The organism is Flavobacterium sp. C4GT6 (assembly GCF_036347315.1).
Taxonomy (GTDB): Bacteria; Bacteroidota; Bacteroidia; order Flavobacteriales; family Flavobacteriaceae; genus Flavobacterium.
In genome coordinates this window covers 91,264-113,444 of record NZ_JAZGZU010000013.1, presented here as the reverse complement: position 1 = coordinate 113,444, position 22,181 = coordinate 91,264, and the positions used below count along the sequence as shown (strand labels likewise).

Genomic DNA, 22,181 nt, shown 5'->3' with positions numbered 1-22,181 from the left:
TAAACCGAAAGCTACTTCTGTCTAAAAAATGTATTTTTACTATTATTAATCCTGTATCGCTATTTTAGGACTAGTCAATAGCATAAATAAAAAAGCCTCCTTTATAAAGGAGGCTTTTTTTATAGGTCTTTTTTGTATGTTTTTCTACGCTTGTGAATTTTAGGGTCAAAGTTTTTCCATAAATTATTCATGGCGTGGTTTTCTTCAAGTTCAGGAGTCCTAATACAGTTTACAATATTGTTTTTGGTGAATACCTTGTGGAATTCTTCAAAAATAATAGCAGTAACCCCTTTGTTTTGATATTCAGGATCAATACCTATGAGGTAAAAAACAACATCTTTGCTCTTCTTTTTGGCTCTTAGCAGGTGTATAAACCCAAACGGGAATAGTTTTCCTTTTGCTTTAATAAGCGCTTCAGAGAACGAAGGCATTACTATGGTAAAGGCTATCATGTTATCGTCCTTATCCATAATAAACTTAATATACTCCGGATTTATAAAGCTGATGTATTTCTTTTTGAAATATTCAATTTGTATATCACTAATCGCTACAAACGAAGCCAGTTTTGAATAAGTAGCATTAAACAGCTCAAACATTTTATCTACATAAGGCATAACCTCTTTGGTAGAGCTAAAGTTTACGGCTTTCAATCCATACCTGCGTTTAATAAGTTGACTTGCCTTTTGAAAATTAGCAGGGTCAACATTATTCATTGTAAAGATGCTTTCGCGATACTCCTTTTCAATAGTAAAGCCAAGCTTCTCAAAATGTTCCATATAGTATGGATGGTTGTACCATGTAATCATGGTGCCTATTTGGTCAAAGCCTTCGGTTAGTACGCCTACCTTATCAAGGTTTGAAAAGCCCATAGGGCCTTCTACATACTCTAAGTTATGCTCACGGCCGTATTCATATACTTTTTCCAAAAGTGCTTTAGAAACCTCTATGTCGTCTATAACGTCAAACCAACCAAAGCGTACTTTTCTCTTTTGTTGCTGGTTTACTTCCTGCCAGTTTATAATAGCAGCGGTTTTACCTACAATCTTACCGTTTTTATAAGCCAGATAAAATTTGGCTTCGGCATTCTCAAAAGCAGGGTTTTTGGTTTTATCAAAACTTTCAAGTTCTTCTGATATGATAGGTGGTACCCAGTAAGGGTTGTCTTTGTATAGCTCAAAAGAGAACTTTATAAAATCTTTTAATTCGCTTTTTGTTTTAGCTTCTTTAATTGTAATCATTAAATAGTAATATTAGTCTTCTCCGGTTTCAAAATCGTCAAGACGGTCTTTCTTTTTATTTTTTTTGTCCTTTTTCTTTTCTTTTTTCTCTTCCTCTTTGCTCTTTTCTTCTTCATATTCGGCCTTGCCCGGAAGCAGAATGTCGTTATAATCGGCATCAAATCGCCAAGAGAATCCTACACCTCCGTAAAGTAGGAACGGAGTATCTTTAAAATTCTTACTTATAGAGGCATCTATTTGCATAGTGTCGTTTAGCAGGTGGGCAGCACCCAGCCTGAAAATAGCATCGGCATAGTAGTCGCTGTCGTATCCCTGAAATTCTCCAAAAGCTGACCATTTGTCATTAAAGCCGTGTGTAAGGGTAGATATCCAGCCATAGCTTGGGTATTCTGTAGTGATTTTATCGGCAATAATGTTGTTAACCCAAACCCATTTTCCAAAGTGATGATGGGTTATGGCCATAAGTTTAGGGCTAACCTCGTCCTGAGGGAAGGTGTAAACGCTTTTACCGCCTACAAGGTTAACACCTCCGTAAACCGCCACGGCAGGGATAAGGTTTCTCCATCTGAATTTATGGTTGGCTTTCCAGCTGTATAAGTTTGGTTCGGGGTTGTAGTTTTTGTCAGGGTCGTAAATAAGGTATTTTGCTCCTACTGTAAACTGCCTGAAGTCGTTACGGGTATAGGTTTGCAGTGCATTGTCATACCAGTCAAACTGATACTGTGCATCAAGTACGAACTCCAGTTCTTCTAAAAAAGCACCATAACGTATTTGCAGATCAAGACCGGTACCTTTTGCATCGTAGTTTAAAATATCATGATCTTCCCAAATACCGTATATTCCTGTTTCTACCTGAAAGATAGTTTTACCCACAGCAAAGCCCGACATTGACTCTCCAGGTCGGTTTGAGTTAATCTGATCAGTATATTGTGCATGAAGACATGCAGAGGTTAAAAGTAAGGTAAGCGGAAAAATTTTTTTAATGAAATTCATGGTTTGGCTCGTTTATTGAACGTAATGTATTACACTTTTTCAAATGTAGTATATTTTATTATATTTTAGTGTGCCTATTTATTTTTAAGGAAGAGATTCCGTAAATTTGAGAAAATTAAAATGACAATGGTTACTGCAAGTTTCACCGGTTTTATAAGAACAATATTAATTATAATTGCTGTTTATTACCTTTTTAGGTTTTTAATGAGGCTGTTTGCTCCAATGCTAATACAGCAAATGGTAAAGAAAGCTGAACAGAATTTCAATAATATGAATCAGCAATATAATCAGCAGGCGCAACAACAGCAATATCAGTCGCAAAGCCGGCAGCAAAGCACTAAACAGATGCCTGAAGAAAAGAGAAAAGTAGGCGAGTATATTGATTTTGAAGAACTTGATTAAATGATACGGTAATCCTTCCCTGCGGAAGGATTTTTTATTTCCGGCCTTTTTATTAATTGAATACTTATAACTGTATTTTTAGCGAAAATAAGTATCTTCACGGCGTTTAATAATTCCTTAACGGGAAATAAAAATCAATAAAAAGGCATATGAAAAATATAAGTAAGTATTATCCGCACCTGCTTGCTGTTATAGGGTTTGTTCTTGTTTCTCTAATTTATTTTTATCCGGTACTACAGGGGAAAAAAATATACCAGTCGGATATTGCCCAATATACCGGTATGGCAAAAGAGCAAAACGATTTCAGGAAGGAAACAGGTGATGAGCCTTACTGGACAAACAGTGCCTTTGGCGGGATGCCTACTTACCAAATGGGTGCAAACTATCCGCATAACTACATTAAAAAGATAGACAGCGTTTTACGCTTTTTACCACGACCTGCAGATTATCTATTCCTTTATTTTATAGGTTTTTATATACTCATGATGGTCTTGAGGGTAAGTCCGTTAAAAGCATTTTTCGGGGCACTTGCCTTTGGTCTCTCCACCTATCTCATTATCATACTTGGGGTAGGGCACAACGCTAAAGCCCATGCTATTGCCTATATGCCTATGGTTGTAGCAGGATTGATACTGGTGTTCCAAAAACGATATATTGTGGGAGGGCTGCTTACCATGATGGCAGCAGCACTGGAGATTAATGCCAACCACTTCCAAATGACCTACTATCTGTTACTATTGTTACTGGTACTGGCTATTTTCTTTATTATAGAAATTGTAAAAAGTAAAGACTTTAAACATCTTGGTAAAGCAATAGGAGTGTTTGCTGTAGCGGGTATATTGGCACTGGGTGCAAATGCTACTAACTTAATGGCTACTTCTGAATTTACCAATTTTAGTATAAGGGGTAAAAGCGAACTTACTTTTAATCCTGACGGTAGTGAGAACACAACGACATCGTCAATGGATTACAGTTATATAACCGAATATAGTTATGGTATTGCTGAGAGTTTTGACCTTATAGCACCAAGACTTTTTGGTGGTGGTGCAAGGGAAGATGTAGGAGAGGATTCTCATTTGTATAACTTTATACTTGGGCTTGGCGCATCTAATGCTGAAGCTAGAGAATTTGCGGCAAATTCGCCTACTTATTGGGGAGATCAGCCTATTGTGGAAGCTCCGGCTTATATAGGTGCTGTTATCTTCTTCCTGGCCATATTAGGACTGTTTATAGACAAACGAAAAATAAAATATGCCTTTTTGACAGGTGCGATTCTGTCATTATTACTGTCGTGGGGTAAAAACTTCCCGGCACTTACAAACTTCTTTATAGATAATGTTCCGTTATACGACAAGTTTAGGGCGGTATCATCCATACAGGTAATACTGGAACTGTGTTTCCCGGTACTGGCGATAATGGGGCTACAGTCTTTCTTTAAATCAGAAAAACAGGAACAGCTTAAATCACTTTATATTTCTGGTGGAGCTGCGCTGGGGGTAATAGTACTTTTATTCCTGTTTAAAGGTTCTTTTGACTTTACAGGCGGAAGTGACGACCAGATTAGACAAATGTACGGGCAAATGGGACCTGATTTTGTAAAAGCCCTTATTGAACAACGTAAGGAGATGTATACCTCTGATTTATTACGTTCGGGTATACTGATATTGCTTTCTGCCGGTGCACTTTGGATGTTTGTAAACAAAAAGCTGTCGGACTTTGTGACGGTGCTTGTAGTGTGCGGACTTATGGTGTTCGATCTTTTCTTTATAGATAAGAACTATGTAAATAAGGATAATTTTAAAAGCGCAAGTCAAATTGATAGACCTTTCCAGGCAAGTCCTGCCGATGAGTTTATAATGAAAGATACTTCCAGCTACAGGGTTTATGAACCATACGGAAGGTTACAGGCAAGAACGTCTTATTTCCATGAGTCGGTAGGAGGTTACAGTGCTGTTAGACCACAGCGTACCGACCAACTGTTTACTTACAATGTTGAGAATAATATGGGAGTACTGTTTAAGTCGGTAAACCCGGAAACAATGACGTTTAAACAGTCGTTACCGGTACTAAACATGCTTAACGTGAAGTATGTTTTACTACAGTCTAACGATAATCAGGATATACCTGTTGAGAACCCATTTGCTAACGGAAGCGGATGGTTTGTAAGCAAGGTTAAGAAAGTGAATTCGGCAGATGAGGAAATAAAGGCTCTTGATAGTCTTGATACTAAAAATGTGGCCGTAGTTAATGTGGCTAAATTCCCTGAGGCGGTTTCTAAAGTTACTTTTGCTACAGATAGTCTTGCCGGTATTACACTGATTAAAAGAGAGCCTAATTATATTAAGTATAAAACCAATAACACTAACGACGGACTTGCAATATTCTCTGAAATATATTACCCTCAAGGATGGGTAGCTACTATTGACGGTAAAGAACAGCCGCATTTCCAGGCAGACTATGTTTTAAGGGCTATGCAAATACCGGCAGGTAAGCATACTGTTGAATTTAAGTTTGAGCCACAGGTAGTTAAAGAAGGTAGTACTATTACACTTATCAGTTTTATTCTGATGTTGGTGTTACTGGCAGCAGGAATATACTTTGGTACTAAAAAGAAAAGCGAAGCAGCAGAATAATATATAAGGTTTAGGAGTTATGAAGAAGGTACTTATAATAACGTATTACTGGCCTCCTGCGGGTGGACCGGGTGTACAGCGTTGGTTAAAATTTGTAAAGTACCTGCCAGAGTATGGTATTGAACCCGTAGTGTATGTACCTAAAAACCCTACCTATCCTTTAATAGACGAGGAGTTACAAAAGGATGTGAGTTACAATACCACAATCCTTAAAAATAATATTATTGAGCCTTACGGTTGGGCCTCGGTATTTTCAAAAAAGAATACAAAGAAAATAAGTTCGGGGATTATACCTGATAAGAAAAAGCAGTCGGCACTCCAAAAGCTGATGCTGTGGGTTAGGGGTAATATGTTTATTCCGGATGCAAGAGTACTTTGGGTAAGGCCTTCGGTAAGCTATTTGACCAACTATTTACAGGGCAGTGGTATTGATACGATTATTACTACCGGACCTCCGCATAGCTTGCATTTAATAGGGATGGAGCTTCAAAAAAGATTCGGGGTTAAATGGATTGCTGATTTTCGTGATCCGTGGACAACCATTGGCTACCATAAAGAGTTAAGGTTAAGTGAATCGTCTCAGCAAAGGCATAAAAAAATGGAGCGCGATGTACTTAATACTGCCAATAGTATTATTGTAACCAGTCCTACTACTAAAGCCGAGTTTGAACAGTTAACTAATAAGCCTGTTACAGTAATCACTAACGGTTATGATGTGGAACAGGTGGCTAAAGAACCGCTTGATGAGAAATTCACGTTAGCACATATAGGTTCGTTTCTGTCAGAACGTAACCCGAAGATACTTTGGGAGTCACTATCCGAACTTATTAATGAGGATGCTGAATTTAAAGATAAATTCGAACTGAAACTTATAGGGGCTGTTAGTCAGGAAGTACTCGCTTCCATAGAACAGCACGGACTTAACGATTACGTTAATAATGTGGGTTATGTGTCGCATAGCGAAGCGGTAAAGCAACAACGTAAGTCGCAGGTATTGGTGCTGGTGGAGATTGATTCTCCGGATACACGATGTATTATACCGGGCAAGCTGTTTGAATACATGGCGTCTGAAAGGCCTGTTATAGGTATAGGGCCACAAGGGGCTGATTTTGCCAATATTATTAAAACGACTAATACAGGTGTGTTTGTTGAGTATACAGAAAAAGAAAAGCTTAAGGATACCCTTAAATCTTATTTTGAACAGTTTATGGGTGAAGGATTAAAAGCGCATGCTATAGGGTTGCGGCAATATTCGCGTAGGAATTTAACAAAACAGTTAGCAAGTTTGTTAAAACAAAGTTAAAAAATGTTATGGTTGTTTTTTTAACTGATATAAAATTCTAACCTTTAGGCTAGGCTGTTAAAAAAGAAAATCCCGCTATTCTGAGAGAATAACGGGACTTAACAAACCAACCAACCAATTATTAACAAACCTCAAAATTATAAAATCCTGAGATTTAATTAAATAATTACAATTATCGTGCCAGAAATCAACCATGAGTTAATTTAGTTGACCCGAATTGTAATACAAAGTTAACGAATAATTAATTAATAAATTATCATTTGTCTTTTAAATATTTTGTTTTAATTGAATTTTTTTTATAAGAGGCAGTTAAAAAACATTGAAAACCCCAGCTATAGCTGGGGTTTTGCTTTATTCTTAAAATGTGCTTAAAATCATTAGGTTACAAAAAAAATTCTCCGAAATGCCATAATATCCCTGACGGATCGTGTACAAAACATTCTTTACCCCATTCCATATTACGTACAGGTACCAGCCTAACGCCTTTATATTTTGCTGTAAGGTTTAGTTCGTTTAAGTTTGTCCAAAAAACATCAACGTTTTCCACTTCCATAAAAAGCATGGTATTATCTACCCAGTCTTTTACGTAGGCTTTCTGTAAATAGAATGCGATTCCGTTATCGGTTTTAAAAACCGAAAGATCGGGAGAGAGTTCGGTTTCCTCAAAACCAAGGTCACGGTAAAACATTCGTGAAACCTCAAAGTCTTTTGCTCCTATAAACGGACGTATCGATTTAGCGTTATGATTCATGGTTTAAGGGTTTGTATGGTTTAAAGATATAAAATAAGGATAGCTGTTTTACATTAGCTGTTCTCCATGTACAGGAATACCAAAAACAATATAATAAACAGCACGAATATCACTATTGCAATTAGTGTGGGCGGGGTTTCTTTTACTTCCTGTGGTTGCTGTTGAATGGAAGGATTATTGGTGGCTGTAATACTGTCGTTAATCTTATTTAGTAAGTTAATACGGTTAACCATCCTTACGTTACCGTCGGCGAGTTTTAGGAGCCTGTCATGAAACTCATGTTTAAGGTTTTCGTCTATAAATATGGCGCAGGTAAGTGCTTCGTCAATAATCAGGTGGTTAATGCTTAAATCCTGTTTGCGTATCAGGAAACTAATGTTCTCCTCACTTAGCAACCTGTCAATAGCATTGTACAGTACATTTTTATTAACGTGTCCGCCGGCACTCAATACGGCATCTTTAATACGTTTTATCTGTACCAGATATTTTATGGGACTGGGTTTGCCCGGTTCGCTATATTGTGGTTTGTTCCCTTTTTTAAAACCCTTAAAGTAATCGTACTCCATACGGGTTTCCTCGTCACTTAATATGATATAGGATTCCAGTATGGCTTTAAAGTTTTCCTCACTCTGTTTATCACCATTATTTTTATCGGGGTGGTATTTTACCGCCATTACTCTATAAGCCTTTTTTATTTCGGCCTGAGTACAGGTTTGGGAAACACCCAGTATTTCATAATGGTTTTTCATTTAGTAATCGTTGTGATTGTAAAAATAGGAAATTTTGGACTCTAGTTTAAATTTGTATTAAATGCTGTCATTGCGATGAGACACTGCTGAGCAATCTTTTAGTATGTAGAAATCTCAACTTACTAAAGATTTTTCGACTCCACTTCTTTACGCTCAAAATGACAAAGTATAACAGGGAACCTGAAACTTCAAACCTGAAACCAATTACAACTTCTCTCCTAAATATTCACCAGTAACCGACTTAGGGTTTTTGGCAATTTCCTCTGGTGTACCAAAGGCAACTAAATGTCCGCCATTCTCACCACCTTCGGGACCTATGTCTATAATATAGTCGGCACACTTAATAAGGTCAAGGTTATGCTCAATAACGATAATCGAATGTCCTTTATCGATAAGAGCATCAAACGATGCCATTAGTTTTTGTATGTCGTGAAAATGAAGCCCTGTGGTAGGTTCGTCAAACACAAATAAGGCTTTATCTTTCGTATTACCCTTAACTAGGAACGATGCCAGTTTTATACGCTGTGCCTCACCACCCGAAAGGGTAGAGGACGACTGACCCAATTGTACATACCCTAAACCAACATCCTGTAGCGGTTGTAGTTTTTGGGTAATTTTGGTTTGTTTGTGCTTATCAAAAAACTGAAGGGCATCATCTATGGTCATGGTAAGTATATCATCGATATTCTTGCCTTCAAAAGCCACTTCCAGTACCTCTTTCTTAAAGCGCTTACCGTTACAGGTTTCACACTCCAGGTGAACATCGGCCATGAACTGCATTTCTATAGTAACTTCGCCTTCTCCTTTACAGGTTTCACAGCGTCCGCCATCTACATTGAACGAGAAATGTTTTGCCTGATAACCTCGCAGTTTGGAAAGCTTTTGTTTAGAGTACAGATCCCTTATATCATCATAAGCCTTAATGTAGGTAACCGGGTTGGAACGTGAACTACGCCCAATAGGGTTTTGGTCTACATACTCAATATGCTTAATGTGTGAGTAGCTGCCTTGCAGTTCGGTAAACTGTCCGGCTTTTTCGCCCACACCTTCCAGTTTCTTTTGTATGGCAGGGAATAATATTTTTTTTACCAGTGTACTCTTACCACTACCCGAAACTCCGGTAATAACCGTAAGGCAGTCCAGCGGGAAGGTTACATCTATATTTTTAAGATTGTTTTCGCGTGCACCTACAATATCCACATGGTTTTTAAACTTGCGACGTTTTGCAGGCACTTTGATTTCCATATCGCCGTTAAGATATTTTGCGGTAAGTGATTCTGATTTCAGGATCTCGTCATAAGTACCCTGAGCTACCAGTTGACCACCGTGTGTACCCGCTTCCGGACCTATATCGATAATCATATCGGCAGCTTTCATGATGTCTTCATCGTGCTCTACCACAATAACGGTGTTGCCTAAATCACGAAGCCCGATAAGTACCTTGATAAGCCTTTCGGTATCTTTAGGGTGAAGCCCTATACTTGGCTCATCCAGAATGTACATAGAGCCCACTAGGCTACTGCCCAGTGATGTTGCCAGGTTGATACGTTGTGATTCACCACCCGAAAGGGTTGATGACCTACGGTTTAGCGTAAGGTAATCAAGCCCTACTTCCTGCAGGAAGCTAAGGCGGTTATTGATTTCTACCAACAAGCGTTTAGCTACCTTTTGGTCGTATTCGCTAAGCTGTATGCCTTTAAAAAACTCAATAAGGTTTTTGATAGGCATATCCACAAGGTCTGATATGGTATGGTTGTCAATCTTTACATGGTTGGCTTCCGGTTTAAGACGTTTACCCTTACATGCCGGACACTTGGTTTTACCACGGTAACGCGAAAGCATCACTCGGTTTTGTATTTTGTAGTTTTTCTCTTCAAGTTCGGCAAAAAAGTCGTCTAGTCCTGTAAAGTACTGGTTGCCTTTCCATATAAGTGCCTTATCACTTTCAGACAACTGGAAGTAAGGTTTGTGTACTGGGAAGTTAAACTTGTGACTGTTGTTAACCAACTGGTCACGATACCAACCCATGCTCTCACCACGCCACGGGTAAATGGCATTTTCAAACACCGAAAGGGCTGTGTTTGGAACAACAAGTTCCTCATCTATACCTACTATGCTGCCGTAACCTTCGCACGACGGACAGGCACCATAAGGATTATTAAAGCTGAAAAGATGCACGTTTGGCTCCAGGAAGGTAAGTCCGTCCAATTCAAAATTACTGCTAAAAGCCAGTCGGTTTCCGGTTTTTACATCCTGCAGGTACGTTTCGCCCTTACCTTCGTAAAAAGCGGTTTGTACGGCATCTGCCAGTCGGTTATAAAACTCCTCTTCATCTTTTACCACAATACGGTCTACAATAAGCATTACCTCTTTATTGGCAAAGTCGGTATTGCCCAGTTCGTCCAGTCGCAGCATTTCGTTATCTACCAGTATACGGGCAAAACCCTGCTGTAGTAAAACGTTTAGTTTTTCTTCAATAGTACGCCCTTTCTCTATGTGTACAGGTGCCAGTAACAACCATCGGCTGCCGTCTTCCTGTTTTTTAACCTCTTCAACCACATCGGTTACTGTATGCTTTTTAACCTCACGCCCTGAAACAGGGGAGTAGGTACGGCCTACACGGGCAAAAAGCAGTTTTAGGTAATCGTAAATCTCGGTACTGGTACCTACGGTAGACCTCGCATTGGTAGTGTTTACCTTTTGCTCAATGGCAATAGCGGGGGCTATACCCTTAATGTATTCTACCTTTGGTTTGTCCAGCCTGCCTAAAAACTGACGCGCATATGACGAAAGGCTTTCCACATAACGGCGTTGTCCTTCGGCATAAAGCGTATCAAAAGCAAGGCTTGATTTACCAGAGCCCGAAAGCCCGGTTACCACAACCAGTTTGTTACGCGGAATGGCAACATCAATGTTTTTAAGATTGTGAAGCTGCGCCCCTTTTATAAGGATGTTTTTTTTAGGTTCGAGTGTTGATATATCGGTTTTTATCATAGCAAAAATGGTAATGTGCAAAGATACTGTTTTACACCGAAATTTTTGTTAAAGAGATGAAGGGATAAAGCGTTATATTTGAGGTATAGTTATTATAAAACCAACCACACTTTAATGTCAAAAATAAAATCAGCCTTATTAGGAGTAGCCGTAGGAGATGCCATTGGTGTACCTGTAGAATTTTTAGGACGTGGCGTATTAAGAGATAATCCTGTAACCGATATGAAAGGCTATGGGACACACAACCAGCCACCGGGTACTTTTTCAGACGACAGTTCGCTTACTTTTTGCCTTGCAGAAGCCCTTACAGAAAAGTATGATCTTAACAGCATAGCCGAAAATTTTTTAAAATGGTTGTATGAAGGATACTGGACAGCACACGGAAATGTATTTGATATAGGAATAGCTACCAGGGAGGCTTTGATTCGTTTTAAGAAAGGTTGTGAACCACAACATGCCGGAGGATTTGACGAATACTCAAACGGAAACGGTTCGTTAATGCGTATACTGCCTTTACTTTTTTATATTGAGGATAAGCCTGTAGAAGAGCGTTATCGTATTATTAAAGAAGTATCATCCATAACACACGGTCACGTACGTTCGGTTATAGCCTGTTTTTACTATTTGGAGTTTGCGCGCCATTTAAACCGTACTACCGACCTTACTTATATTTACAGTGTTGTACAAAGGGAGGTTAATGAACTATTGGTGAAAAAAGAGATAAATCCCGCAGAGATAGCTGTTTTTGAAAGGCTTTTAAAGTATGATATATATAGGTTGCAGGAAGATGAAATACAAAGTTCCGGATATGTGCTACATACCCTTGAAGCTTCGATATGGTGTTTAATGACAACAAAGAACTATAAAGATGCTGTGTTGAAAGCTGTAAATTTGGGTAGTGATACCGATACTACCGCTGCAGTTACAGGCGGACTTGCAGGATTGTTGTATGGTGAGGAAACAATACCTTCACACTGGCTTAGCTTACTTGCTAAACGCCTATTTATTGAAGACCTGGCAGAACGTTTAGAAAAGGGTTTACAGATACAAAAATCTCATTTTATAGCAGAGCTTAAGTACCGCACCACAGAAGAAGGAGGAAGGAAAAGCTGTTCTCATAGTGGTTACAGACCTGCATTAAAATTTGCTTTTGATGCTATGATAACTACAGGGGTACAGTATTTTTTAGATAAAGAAAAAGTATGTCCCGGAGAAACAGTAAAAGCTGCCATATATATCATTGCTTTTCCCTATTTTGAAAAGAGACTTGAAGTAGGGATGGAGTTTGATTTTAGTAAAGGTAATATCATTATAGGTACAGGTGTAATAACCGAAATTATAGATAAAAGCCTTGAAAAACCAAAAACGCCTTAAAGCATGCTTTAAGGCGTTTTTGTATTACTCTTGTTTACTTGTTATGCTTCAGGAGTAAGTTGTTCCGGAGTTTGGTTCTCACTGTCGGTATCTTCGTCTTCTTTTTTCTTCTTGCCTGTAATACGTCTGTATATTGCTCCAAAGAATGCGATAAGGCCTATAACGATAAACTTACCAAACTTAGCAATTACTGCAAAGAAACCTACTTTTGCCAGCACCTTACCGGCTACAAGTCCGCCAATAGTCCATGCAGCAACCTCGTCTACAGATGGGTCGAAATCTTTATATTTGAATCCGTCATTAAACTCTACTATGTTTAATACCTGCGGGATGTCTTTTTGAACAGTAGCTAAATCTTCCATTGAACCGATAGCGTTTAATACCAGTACACCTTTTCTACCCAGTACCCTTACATTATAGTTTAGGGTATGTATAGAATCAGTTCCAAATTTAATTTCCTTAGCCCAATGTAATATTTTTTTATCGTTATCATAATAAGGAGGTGCTGCCCATCCTATAAGTTCAAGAGGAGCATAACCCATTTGTACTCTGTTTTTACTGTCTTCAAGGGTTCCTTCTTTCATTTCTTTTAACAGGTCGTCATAGTCAATATCATCGGCGTCATCATCTTTTACATATCCAATTTCATTATACTCAATATTAAAAACATATCCATGCTCGCTTAGAACGCCATCTTTTTCAGGCATAATAAGTCCCATGGTGATATCTTCTTCATCAGGATTTCCCCATAAGTCTACCAGTACATGTTTGGATTGTTCTGCATCCAGATACTTAAAGCCTTGCGGTACATTAATGGCGCCAACTCCGTTTTTAAGTTCAATTTTACCGTGCTGATAGGTGAATGAATTTTCAATAGAGTCATAAACAGCCTGTAATTCGGCATCGGTTAGCTCTAGCTCCTCCTGTGCATAAACAGCAGCAGATAACATAGTGACCATAAGGACACTCATAAATTTTTTGATCATTTTTTTGTAATTGGTTTGTTTGAGCAGCTAATATACCTATTAAGTTTTTTTTAACAAATATTAATATGCCTTGAGGTTTTCTTTTTAATTAGTTTTGAATCATCTAATCTTTTTTATGAGGATTTATTAATAATTATGCTTTTAACCGATAAAAAATACCTGCTTGAAAAGTTTCCGGGGAAAGGAGGGTGGACTTATGCTGTACTATCGGAAATAAAACCTAACGGCGATATGCCCTTTGGCCTGGTTAAGGTAAAGGGCAGTATTGACGGGTATGAGATAAATAGTTATCACCTTATGCCTATGGGTAATGGTAATCTGTTTTTGCCTGTTAAAGCCGAAATACGTAAAAAGATAAAAAAGCAGGCTGGCGATTATGTACATATTACATTATACAGGGATGAAAGTGAGTTTGAAATACCGAAAGAAATTTTACAATGCCTTAAACTTGAGCCCAAGGCAGAAGGAAAAATCATGAAATACAAAAAAGAGGAGCAAAAAAAATTTATAGACTGGATTTATGCTGCCCAAAAAGAGGAAACAAAAGCCGACCGCATTGCGAAAATGCTGCAAATGCTGGATAAAGGCGAAATGTTATAAATTTCATAAAAGTTTGAAATTTCCTTTAGCATTATGACTTTTTTCAAGAATATTGCCCGTATTATTGCGTTTCAAATGTTAAAATTTAAGTTTTTTTTTGCATGTTAAACTTAAATTCCTTTATATTTGGGATATAATTAATTCAAAATTAACATTGCCTATAGAAAAAATTACTTTTTAGAAAAGAAACCCAGTTTCTGATTATTTATTGAGAACCCAAATTCAAAAACTAAAAAGTATTGCTATGGCTAATGTTGTAATCCCAGATGCCGTATTGGTTAAGAACTATATGTGCGGCGACGAAAATGCTCTTGCCTGTTTAATTAACAGACACCAATCAAAAATTTACGGTTTTATCTACTCTAAAGTAACTGACAGGGATATTGCAGACGATATCTTTCAGGATACTTTTATCAAGGTAATCAAAACCCTTAAGTCTAACGCTTATAACGAAGAGGGTAAGTTTCTTCCGTGGGTAATGCGTATTTCGCACAACCTTATTGTGGATCACTTCAGGAGAAACAAAAAGATGCCTATGCACCGTGAAACCGAAGAGTTCTCTATTTTCTCTATTATGACAGATGATAGTCCTAATATTGAAAGTATGCTAATCACTAATCAGGTTGAAAGTGATTTGAAAAAAATGATTGAAGAGCTTCCTGGCGATCAGAAAGAGGTACTTCAAATGAGGATATACCAAGATCTTAGCTTTAAGGAAATAGCTGATTTGACTGACGTAAGCATTAATACTGCGTTAGGCAGAATGAGGTATGCACTTATGAATTTGAGAAAACTGATAGAAAAAAATAAAATAATTTTGACAAATTAAACAATATCGTGGCTTCGTTTTGCGTTGTATAGAAAATTAAGTACAAAATACATGGCAAAACTTTACTCTAAAAAGAAACAAGAAGCTCCGGAAATGTTACCAAAAAAAGAAACAATAGCGTTTTTGCTTAACTATTCAAAAGCATTAAAAATAGTTAAGACCTCAGGTAATCTTACTTTTGAGAGCATCGCTAATTAATAAAAAGAAGTCCCGTTTTTTAACGGGACTTCTTTTTATTATATTCATCTATTACTGTTTTCCGCCCAATGGTGCGGGTAATAATATCTTTTTCTAAATTCCAGCCACGGGCAGGAGAGTATTCTCTTCCGTACCATATTATCTGTAGGTGAAGGTCGTTCCATAATTCTTCAGGGAACAGTCTCTTTGCATCTCTTTCTGTTTGCTCTACGCTTTTTCCGTTACTAAATCCCCATCGGTACATTAACCTGTGTATGTGTGTGTCTACAGGGAATGCCGGTATACCAAATGCCTGAGACATAACCACACTGGCTGTTTTATGACCTACGGCAGGCAGTTCTTCAAGATCAGGGAAATTTGCCGGAACCTCGCCGTTATGTTTAGCTATCAGTATTTCCGATAGTCCGTGTATACCTTTTGCCTTCATTGGCGAAAGTCCTACCGGTTTTATTATTTCCCTTATTTCCTCAACGGTGAGTTTGACCATGTCATAAGGGTTATCGGCACGCTCAAAAAGCAGGGGAGTTATTTGGTTTACTCTCACATCGGTACTTTGTGCCGACATCAATACGGCAATAAGCAGGGTATAAGGGTCTTTATGGTCTAGCGGGATAGGTATGGTTGGATATATTTCCTTAAGGGTATCTATAGTGAACTGAACCTTTTCTGCTTTGGTCATTTTTATGTATTTTTATGAAAAACAAATATACACTTATGATTACATTAAAAAAAGGAGATAAGGCACCTGACTTCTCGGGAGTTGACCAGGACGGAAACAAACATTCATTAGCCGATTATAAAGGCAAAAAGCTGGTTGTTTTCTTCTACCCGAAGGCCAATACGCCGGGATGTACTGCCGAAGCCTGTGACTTAAGGGATAATTTTGAACGTTTTAAAGCCAATAACTACGAACTTTTAGGGGTGAGTGCCGATTCGCAAAAGGCTCAGGGTAAGTTTAAGGATAAGTATGAGTTTCCTTTCCCGCTAATTGCCGATGAAGATAAAGCAGTAATTAATGCCTTTGGGGTATGGGGTCCTAAAAAGTTTATGGGGCGTGAGTACGACGGTATACATCGCACCACATTTGTAATAGATGAAAACGGTATTATTGATGAGGTTATAGAAAAAGTAAAAACTAAGGCTCATGCCGAACAGATATTGAAATAAAAAAAGCAGCCTATTGGCTGCTTTTTTTATTATTCTATTTTCTTTGCTTCATAATCTATGCCCTGCTCGGGTTGTTGTACCCTGTATTTTGTAACTTTCCCTTCGCTGTTAAAAGTAAACTCGAAACTTACCTCAGGACTGAAACCGTCAACAATAAATTTTGTTTGGGATACCGGTATGAGTTCAAGCTTTTCTTCCTGACCTACGGGAACATAAATTTTACCGTCCTCATAAATAATCTCTTTTGTTTTACCGGTTTCGGTTACATATTTTCCTTCACATTGCTGTAGTATATTATTATCTATTTTAACCTGTTTTTCAGGTTCCTGATTGTAAAGTATACGCCTAATGTTTTTTACTGGTATTTCTGTTGTGGATAAGGCATTGTTTTGAAGTACAATAATGGTTTTGTCATTATCTAAATGTCTTTCAATATAGGTTATATAACCTCCCCAGCTACCGCTGTGTAAAGCTATCTTGCCATAATCGGGAGAATTGGTAAGCATCCATCCAAACCCATAATCTGTACTTCTTTGTCCTGACATTTCATAAGAGGAAAATATCATTTTCCTGTCATTGTCATTAATAATTTCATTACCATATAATGCCCTGTCCCATTTTAGTAAATCTTCAAGGTTGGAGTTTACCATTCCGTCACCCACTATACCATCCAGATAAACCACATAAAAATCAGATCCAAACTCATCAGGGGTTACCTTTTTGTTTAATTCACGCGAGAAAAGATAACCCAATGCATAGTTGTTTTTAATTTCCGGCTTAAACCATCTTCTGTAAATAAAAGTATTATTCATTTTTAATGGTTTAAATATGGTTTTATTAAGGTACTCTCCATACGATTGTTTACTCACTCTTTCAATTATAGTAGCTAAAAGTAAGTATCCTGTATTGCTGTATTCCCATTTTTCGTTAGGAGAGAAGAGTGGTGCAGGCTTCTGTTTTTCAAATGCTTTTATAACATCACTATTGGTTGCTATTTTACTTTTGTCCCATTCTTTTGCCAGTAAATCCATATAGTCGGGTATTCCTCCTGTATGGGTCAAAAGGTTTTTTATTGTTACATTGCCGTAAAACGAAAGCTCGGGAATGTATTTGCTTATTTTGTCGTCATAAGATAGTTTACCTTTTTTTTGTAACTGCACAATTCCCATGGCAGTAAATTGTTTTGAAACAGAGGCAAGCTCAAAACAGGTTTGTGTATTTAGTTTTTGCTGTGTTTTTTCGTTAGCCAGCCCATAACTTTTTTCAAAAACTACCTGTCCCTTTTCTGCTACCAGTATATTTCCGTTAAAAGCATTTTTTTGGTAGAGTTCATTAATGTAATTGTCTATTAATTCTGCCTTTTGAGCCAAAACTTTAAAGGAGCATGTGAAAAGCAAAAGAAGCATTATATTTTTTTTCATACTAGTTGGATTGGTTTAATACATAAACGGAAAGGTTGAGTTATAATTATAAATACAACTTAATAAAAAAGGAGCCTATAGGCTCCTTTTTTACTGAACTTTTACTTTAAAGCTAAGCATTCCGTATATGCCTGAGTATATTGTTAATTCTCTTATTCTTTTGTCTTTAATAATATAGTCGAAATTTAAAATACCATCAGAATATTTTACCTGATCGCTACTGTATTTGATACGATTTTCTTCGGGTTTAAAATTTGTATCTATAATTATTTGGTTCTGTAGGGTGTAGTCATCACTCACCTGTATTTTGAAGTGAATTGTATCGCCTACTTTGGCGTCAATTATTCCTGATTCCGGGCTTATAAGGGTAAAGTATGGTATTGCTGAAGATGAATATAGAGGTAGGTTTTTATATTCCTCTTTAGCATTAATGTATGTTGTGTGCCTTATCCATTCGGGATCTGAAGGGAAATGGTTTAGCAGCATTCTTTCATAAGGTGTACACCAATAAGAGTAATTGCGTTCTTTTATAAATCCTGTCGGTTTCATGTTTTTATCTCTTGGACAGTGACCTGCTCCCCATGTAACATCAAAATAATAGTATTGGTTATCTATTATAACAACATTCCAGGCATGGTCTATTTTTCCCAGTATTCCTATCTCTCTTTGAGATTGTTTTGTATACCCATTTACTATTGAACTTTGTATGCCTGCTAACGAACACATTTTTTTAAATAAAAAGGAATAGCCAAAACAAACTGCTTTCTGTTTATTTATTATGTTTTTTAGAAACTTATCTTCCCATTTGGCATATTGGGTTCCGTAATCTTTTCCTTGTTTATGTTTGGAGTATTCAACTTTGGTGTCACCGTTATTAAAGGCTTTGTAATCGTATTCAATATTTTCGGTTATCCACATAAATATAGCCCGTACTTTTTCGAGATCTGTAGTGCAGTGCTTGGTTAAGTCATTAACTAATAACGGAATATCGTTTTTGTATTCAGTGTGAATAGCTGTACTATCAATAGTATAATACGGATTATCTGTATTTTGTTGGCAATACCCGTTTAGGGAGTAAAATAGTATGATTATACTAAGCAGAAATTTTTTCATTATGACTTAAGGTGCTTAAGCGTAAATATAAATAAAAAAGCAGCTATATAATAGCTGCTTTTTTATTTATTGTACCGTTTTATTTAGTTCTGTTCTGCTACCAGTTTTTTCGGATCATAACCAAACAGTTGGTTTTTCTTTATGATTTCGGCAACCCCCGGAGGAAGCATATCTTCCCATCCAGACTGTCCTTTGCTAATCATTTTAAGCACCTCTCTTGAGAAAATGTCAAGATAACTGGCATCAATATCAGCAATATCAATCACTTTACCGTTAAATTTAAAGAACTTGTACAGTTCTTTCATACGAGGGTGAACCATTAGGTTTTCTGAAGTGATTATTTCGCCTTCCTCATCTTTCATAGGGTATAGGAATACCTTAAGGTCACGGTAAAACAGTTTACCAAAAGCCTCCAGTATACCACCACTTAGGTGACGGTAATATTTTTCGTCAAATATATCTACAAGGTTGTTAACGCCCATGGCAAGCCCCATACGAGCTTTGGTATAGCTTGAGAAGTATTCAACAACTTTGTAGTATTCCTGGAAGTTTGATATCATTACGGTTTGGCCTAATGAACAAAGTAGTTCGGCTCTGTCCATAAAGTCACGCTCGTCAATTTCTCCTTCAGATCTAAGGTTAGAAAGTGTAATTTCAAAAACAACAAGGGCTTTATCTTTCTCCACTTTGTTTTCTTCAATAAACATTTTGTATGATTGCTCATACATATCCATGTTCACCTTAGTTACCGGACGGAAACTACCTCTTAGTGCAAGAATATTTTTCTTGTATAATATAGCTGCCGGAAGTATGTTGTGACCGTCAGGGCCAAACATTACCGCATCGGTCATACCATTCTTAACAAGCTGTAAGCTCATTAAGCGGTTATCTACAGTAGCAAATCGCGGACCCGAGAAATTGATGGTGTCAATCTCTAACTGATCTTTATCAAGGTGATCATAAAGGTAGCGTAATAGCTTTTTAGGATCGTTGTATTTGTAGTAAGCTCCATAAATAAGGTTAACCCCCAGTATACCCAGTGTTTCCTGTTGCAGGCGGGCATCGGTTTCCTTAAAACGGATGTGCAGGGTAATTTCGTTATAGTCCTCTTCCGGTTCAACCTGATATTTAATACCTACCCAGCCGTGACCTTTAAACTGTTTAGCGAAATCAATAGTTGCTACCGTATTGGCATAACTAAAGAAAACTTTATTAGGGTGCTTATCCCTTTTAAGTCGGTTTTCAGTAAGTCTTACCTCGTGTGCCAGCATTTTTTTAAGTCGGCTTTCGGTTACATACCTGCCGTCGTCTTCAGCGCCATAAATGGCATCACTAAAGTCTTTATCGTAAGCAGACATGGCCTTTGCGATAGTTCCTGATGAACCACCTGCCCTGAAAAAATGGCGGACAGTTTCCTGACCGGCACCAATTTCGGCAAAAGTACCGTATATGTTCTCGTTTAGGTTAATCCTTAGAGCCTTGTCCTTTATGGAAGGTACGTGCTCTATAATTTTGTCTCCTTTCAGAGTGATATCAGAATCTTTTAATTTCATGGAAGTGCAATGATATTTGCAAAGTTAGGAAAAACAGGACTTTTAATAAAAGATAAATCCTATTTTTGTAAAAATTTAATGTGTGATTAAAGTATGGTTTTTAGGGACAGGAACATCGCAGGGCATACCGGTTATAGGGTGTACTGATGCTGTTTGCCAAAGTGATGATCCTAAAGATAAGCGTCTGCGGGTATCCGTTTGGATACAGTGGGACGATTTCTCTTTTGTGATTGATTGCGGCCCTGATTTCAGGCAGCAAATGCTTACCTGTGGCTGTAACAGGCTGGACGGTATACTGTTTACACATGAACATGCCGATCATACTGCAGGACTTGACGATATAAGGCCTTTTTTCTTCAGGCAGGGAGATATAGCCATATATGCCCATAATAGGGTACTTAGCGAACTGGAAAAACGGTTTGACTATATTTTTGAAAAGGAAAATAAATACCCCGGAGCACCATCTGTTAAAGAGCATATTGTTGTAAATAATGAACCATTTACTATAGGTAACAAAACCGTTACTCCTGTAAATATAATGCATGGAAACTTGCAGGTTTTTGGTTACCGAATTGATGATTTCGCTTACCTGACAGATGTGAAAACCGTAGAGCCTGCCGAAAAGGAAAAGCTTAAAGGTTTAAAGGTGCTTGTAGTAAATGCACTAAGGGAAACTAAACATCCTACTCATTTTAACCTTGAAGAAGCTTTACAGTTTATCGATGAGATTAAACCCGAAAAAGCTTACTTAACCCACATAAGTCACCTTATGGGACTACATGAGGAAATACAGGCAAAATTGCCTGAAAATGTTTTTTTAGCTTACGATAACTTACAGATAACCATTTAACTATATTATGAAAAAGAACCTTTTTTTATACCTGTTTATTTTTTCGTTACTTATTAATGTGTTTACTTATATGTATTTTACTAATAAGGATAAGTTTCAAACTACAAATATAGAAACTCTTGAAGGGAGAGTACAGGCCTTAAAAGATTCTGTAACCGCAAATGAGGATAATCTTTACAAAGCCAACTACTTTACACTTGATCAAAATGAAGATGCACAATTGTATTTTGGAGATAAGGATTTACAGAAAATTCAAATTGCAATAAGAGATGCTATTTATGCAGGTAATGCAAAAGCCGGAGGAAATCCTCTTGTTAACTATCCGCAAATAGGAAGTCCTTTTTTAGTTAATAATTACAGGATACTTAACAATCGTTGGGTAATAATTGATTTTAGTAACGGGACTCTACACGGTGAATCTATAATTAAATATTTTGTTGAGGAAGACGGTAGTATAACATTTGAACCGGCCGAAACACTTTTACATGCGAATAATTAAATTTTTCGTATTTTAGAGTTATCAAATAAAAACGAATGAAAAAGTTATTGCCACTGCTGCTGGCGGGGATGAGTTTAATTTCCTGTGAGCAAATGATGAAAGATCGTGGTGAGGAACCTGAGGCTGAGCCTGTAAAAAAGGTGGTTATTGGTAACGATAAAGATGCTAAAGGTTGTGTTACTTCTGCCGGATACCGGTGGTCGTTATTAAGAAAAGAGTGTATAAGGGTTTATGATGTAGGGTACAGGCTTAATCCTGTAAAGGAACTGAAAGACACAGGAACCGCATACAGTGCTTTTGTAGTTTTTAACGATGACCAGAGTGTGGTAGAGGTTTTTTTACCCGATTCATCTAAAACATTCCTGCTTTCCAAAACGGAAGAAGGTATTTACAAAGCAGACGACTGGATGCTTGAAGTAAAAAAAGATTATACTTTGTCTAAAGAAGGGAGTCCGTTGTATGCGGGAGCCCTTATTGAGGAAAAAAGAGTAACGGGCGATGATAATGCCCAAAGCTAATACAGTAATA

The 22,181-nt window shown here is 37.5% G+C and carries 20 protein-coding genes and 1 pseudogene; 11 read left to right on the top strand and 10 right to left on the bottom strand.

The window, feature by feature from the left end:
* Nucleotides 1-119: 119 nt before the first annotated feature.
* Nucleotides 120-1,238 carry a GTP cyclohydrolase gene (locus V3Z67_RS14295; protein ID WP_330443953.1) on the bottom strand — a complete coding sequence of 373 codons (1,119 nt, stop codon included), beginning with the start codon at nt 1,236-1,238 and terminating at the stop codon, nt 120-122.
* A gap of 12 nt (nt 1,239-1,250) precedes the next feature.
* Nucleotides 1,251-2,231: a transporter gene (locus V3Z67_RS14290; protein ID WP_330443952.1), complete on the bottom strand. Its 981-nt coding sequence runs from the start codon at nt 2,229-2,231 to the stop codon at nt 1,251-1,253.
* A 120-nt stretch (nt 2,232-2,351) separates the two neighbouring features.
* Here V3Z67_RS14290 and V3Z67_RS14285 point away from each other — a divergent pair, with 120 nt between their 5' ends.
* The 3 genes from V3Z67_RS14285 to V3Z67_RS14275 all read left to right on the top strand — a co-directional run bounded on the left by V3Z67_RS14285 (nt 2,352) and on the right by V3Z67_RS14275 (nt 6,569).
* Nucleotides 2,352-2,633: a DUF4834 family protein gene (locus V3Z67_RS14285; RefSeq protein ID WP_330443951.1), complete on the top strand. Its 282-nt coding sequence runs from the start codon at nt 2,352-2,354 to the stop codon at nt 2,631-2,633.
* 149 nt (nt 2,634-2,782) lie between these two features.
* Nucleotides 2,783-5,266, top strand: coding sequence for a YfhO family protein (locus V3Z67_RS14280; RefSeq protein WP_330443950.1), 2,484 nt, complete (start codon nt 2,783-2,785; stop codon nt 5,264-5,266).
* Nucleotides 5,267-5,285: 19 nt separating this feature from the next.
* Nucleotides 5,286-6,569 carry a glycosyltransferase family 4 protein gene (locus V3Z67_RS14275; protein WP_330443949.1) on the top strand — a complete coding sequence of 428 codons (1,284 nt, stop codon included), beginning with the start codon at nt 5,286-5,288 and terminating at the stop codon, nt 6,567-6,569.
* 382 nt (nt 6,570-6,951) lie between these two features.
* Here V3Z67_RS14275 and V3Z67_RS14270 read toward each other — a convergent pair whose 3' ends face one another.
* The 3 genes and pseudogenes from V3Z67_RS14270 to uvrA form a co-directional block, all read right to left on the bottom strand.
* Complete coding sequence (locus V3Z67_RS14270) at nt 6,952-7,320, bottom strand: glyoxalase (protein ID WP_330443948.1); 369 nt, start codon at nt 7,318-7,320, stop codon at nt 6,952-6,954.
* A gap of 548 nt (nt 7,321-7,868) precedes the next feature.
* Nucleotides 7,869-8,069 (bottom strand): annotated as a pseudogene (locus tag V3Z67_RS14265) (DnaJ domain-containing protein); the annotation flags it as partial.
* A gap of 204 nt (nt 8,070-8,273) precedes the next feature.
* Nucleotides 8,274-11,063 carry an excinuclease ABC subunit UvrA gene (uvrA, locus tag V3Z67_RS14260; protein ID WP_330443947.1) on the bottom strand — a complete coding sequence of 930 codons (2,790 nt, stop codon included), beginning with the start codon at nt 11,061-11,063 and terminating at the stop codon, nt 8,274-8,276.
* Between the two features lie 114 nt (nt 11,064-11,177).
* Between uvrA and V3Z67_RS14255 the strand changes: the two genes are divergently transcribed.
* The gene (locus tag V3Z67_RS14255) at nt 11,178-12,437 is read left to right on the top strand and encodes an ADP-ribosylglycohydrolase family protein (RefSeq protein WP_330443946.1); all 1,260 of its coding nucleotides are present in this window, start codon (nt 11,178-11,180) and stop codon (nt 12,435-12,437) included.
* A gap of 41 nt (nt 12,438-12,478) precedes the next feature.
* Here the strand turns inward: V3Z67_RS14255 and V3Z67_RS14250 are convergent, their stop codons facing one another.
* Nucleotides 12,479-13,423, bottom strand: coding sequence for a DUF2167 domain-containing protein (locus V3Z67_RS14250; protein WP_330443945.1), 945 nt, complete (start codon nt 13,421-13,423; stop codon nt 12,479-12,481).
* Between the two features lie 135 nt (nt 13,424-13,558).
* Here V3Z67_RS14250 and V3Z67_RS14245 point away from each other — a divergent pair, with 135 nt between their 5' ends.
* The 3 genes from V3Z67_RS14245 to V3Z67_RS14235 all read left to right on the top strand — a co-directional run bounded on the left by V3Z67_RS14245 (nt 13,559) and on the right by V3Z67_RS14235 (nt 15,050).
* Entirely contained in the window at nt 13,559-14,023 is a 465-nt protein-coding gene (locus tag V3Z67_RS14245) for a YdeI/OmpD-associated family protein (protein WP_330443944.1), read from the top strand.
* A 244-nt stretch (nt 14,024-14,267) separates the two neighbouring features.
* Nucleotides 14,268-14,852: an RNA polymerase sigma factor gene (locus V3Z67_RS14240; RefSeq protein ID WP_330443943.1), complete on the top strand. Its 585-nt coding sequence runs from the start codon at nt 14,268-14,270 to the stop codon at nt 14,850-14,852.
* A gap of 51 nt (nt 14,853-14,903) precedes the next feature.
* Nucleotides 14,904-15,050 (top strand): hypothetical protein, encoded by a 147-nt coding sequence (locus tag V3Z67_RS14235; RefSeq protein ID WP_197429388.1) that lies wholly within the window; start codon nt 14,904-14,906, stop codon nt 15,048-15,050.
* 19 nt (nt 15,051-15,069) lie between these two features.
* On the opposite strand, the gene V3Z67_RS14230 is transcribed toward V3Z67_RS14235, so the two are convergent.
* Nucleotides 15,070-15,729: an endonuclease III domain-containing protein gene (locus tag V3Z67_RS14230; protein ID WP_330443942.1), complete on the bottom strand. Its 660-nt coding sequence runs from the start codon at nt 15,727-15,729 to the stop codon at nt 15,070-15,072.
* Between the two features lie 35 nt (nt 15,730-15,764).
* Between V3Z67_RS14230 and bcp the strand changes: the two genes are divergently transcribed.
* Nucleotides 15,765-16,217: a thioredoxin-dependent thiol peroxidase gene (gene bcp / locus V3Z67_RS14225; protein WP_330443941.1), complete on the top strand. Its 453-nt coding sequence runs from the start codon at nt 15,765-15,767 to the stop codon at nt 16,215-16,217.
* Nucleotides 16,218-16,246: 29 nt separating this feature from the next.
* Here bcp and V3Z67_RS14220 read toward each other — a convergent pair whose 3' ends face one another.
* From V3Z67_RS14220 to V3Z67_RS14210, 3 genes are all read right to left on the bottom strand, one after another.
* A complete protein-coding gene (locus tag V3Z67_RS14220) occupies nt 16,247-17,638 on the bottom strand; it encodes a serine hydrolase domain-containing protein (RefSeq protein WP_330443940.1) in 1,392 nt (463 codons plus the stop codon).
* Nucleotides 17,639-17,728: 90 nt separating this feature from the next.
* The gene (locus V3Z67_RS14215; protein WP_330443939.1) at nt 17,729-18,751 is read right to left on the bottom strand and encodes a transglutaminase domain-containing protein; all 1,023 of its coding nucleotides are present in this window, start codon (nt 18,749-18,751) and stop codon (nt 17,729-17,731) included.
* A gap of 83 nt (nt 18,752-18,834) precedes the next feature.
* Complete coding sequence (locus V3Z67_RS14210; RefSeq protein WP_330443938.1) at nt 18,835-20,304, bottom strand: TonB-dependent receptor; 1,470 nt, start codon at nt 20,302-20,304, stop codon at nt 18,835-18,837.
* Nucleotides 20,305-20,389: 85 nt separating this feature from the next.
* Here V3Z67_RS14210 and V3Z67_RS14205 point away from each other — a divergent pair, with 85 nt between their 5' ends.
* The 3 genes from V3Z67_RS14205 to V3Z67_RS14195 are packed head-to-tail and all read left to right on the top strand — an operon-like array spanning nt 20,390 to nt 22,171.
* Nucleotides 20,390-21,154 (top strand): MBL fold metallo-hydrolase, encoded by a 765-nt coding sequence (locus V3Z67_RS14205; RefSeq protein ID WP_330443957.1) that lies wholly within the window; start codon nt 20,390-20,392, stop codon nt 21,152-21,154.
* A 7-nt stretch (nt 21,155-21,161) separates the two neighbouring features.
* The gene (locus V3Z67_RS14200; RefSeq protein WP_330443937.1) at nt 21,162-21,653 is read left to right on the top strand and encodes a hypothetical protein; all 492 of its coding nucleotides are present in this window, start codon (nt 21,162-21,164) and stop codon (nt 21,651-21,653) included.
* A 35-nt stretch (nt 21,654-21,688) separates the two neighbouring features.
* Nucleotides 21,689-22,171 (top strand): hypothetical protein, encoded by a 483-nt coding sequence (locus V3Z67_RS14195; RefSeq protein ID WP_330443936.1) that lies wholly within the window; start codon nt 21,689-21,691, stop codon nt 22,169-22,171.
* Nucleotides 22,172-22,181: the final 10 nt, after the last annotated feature.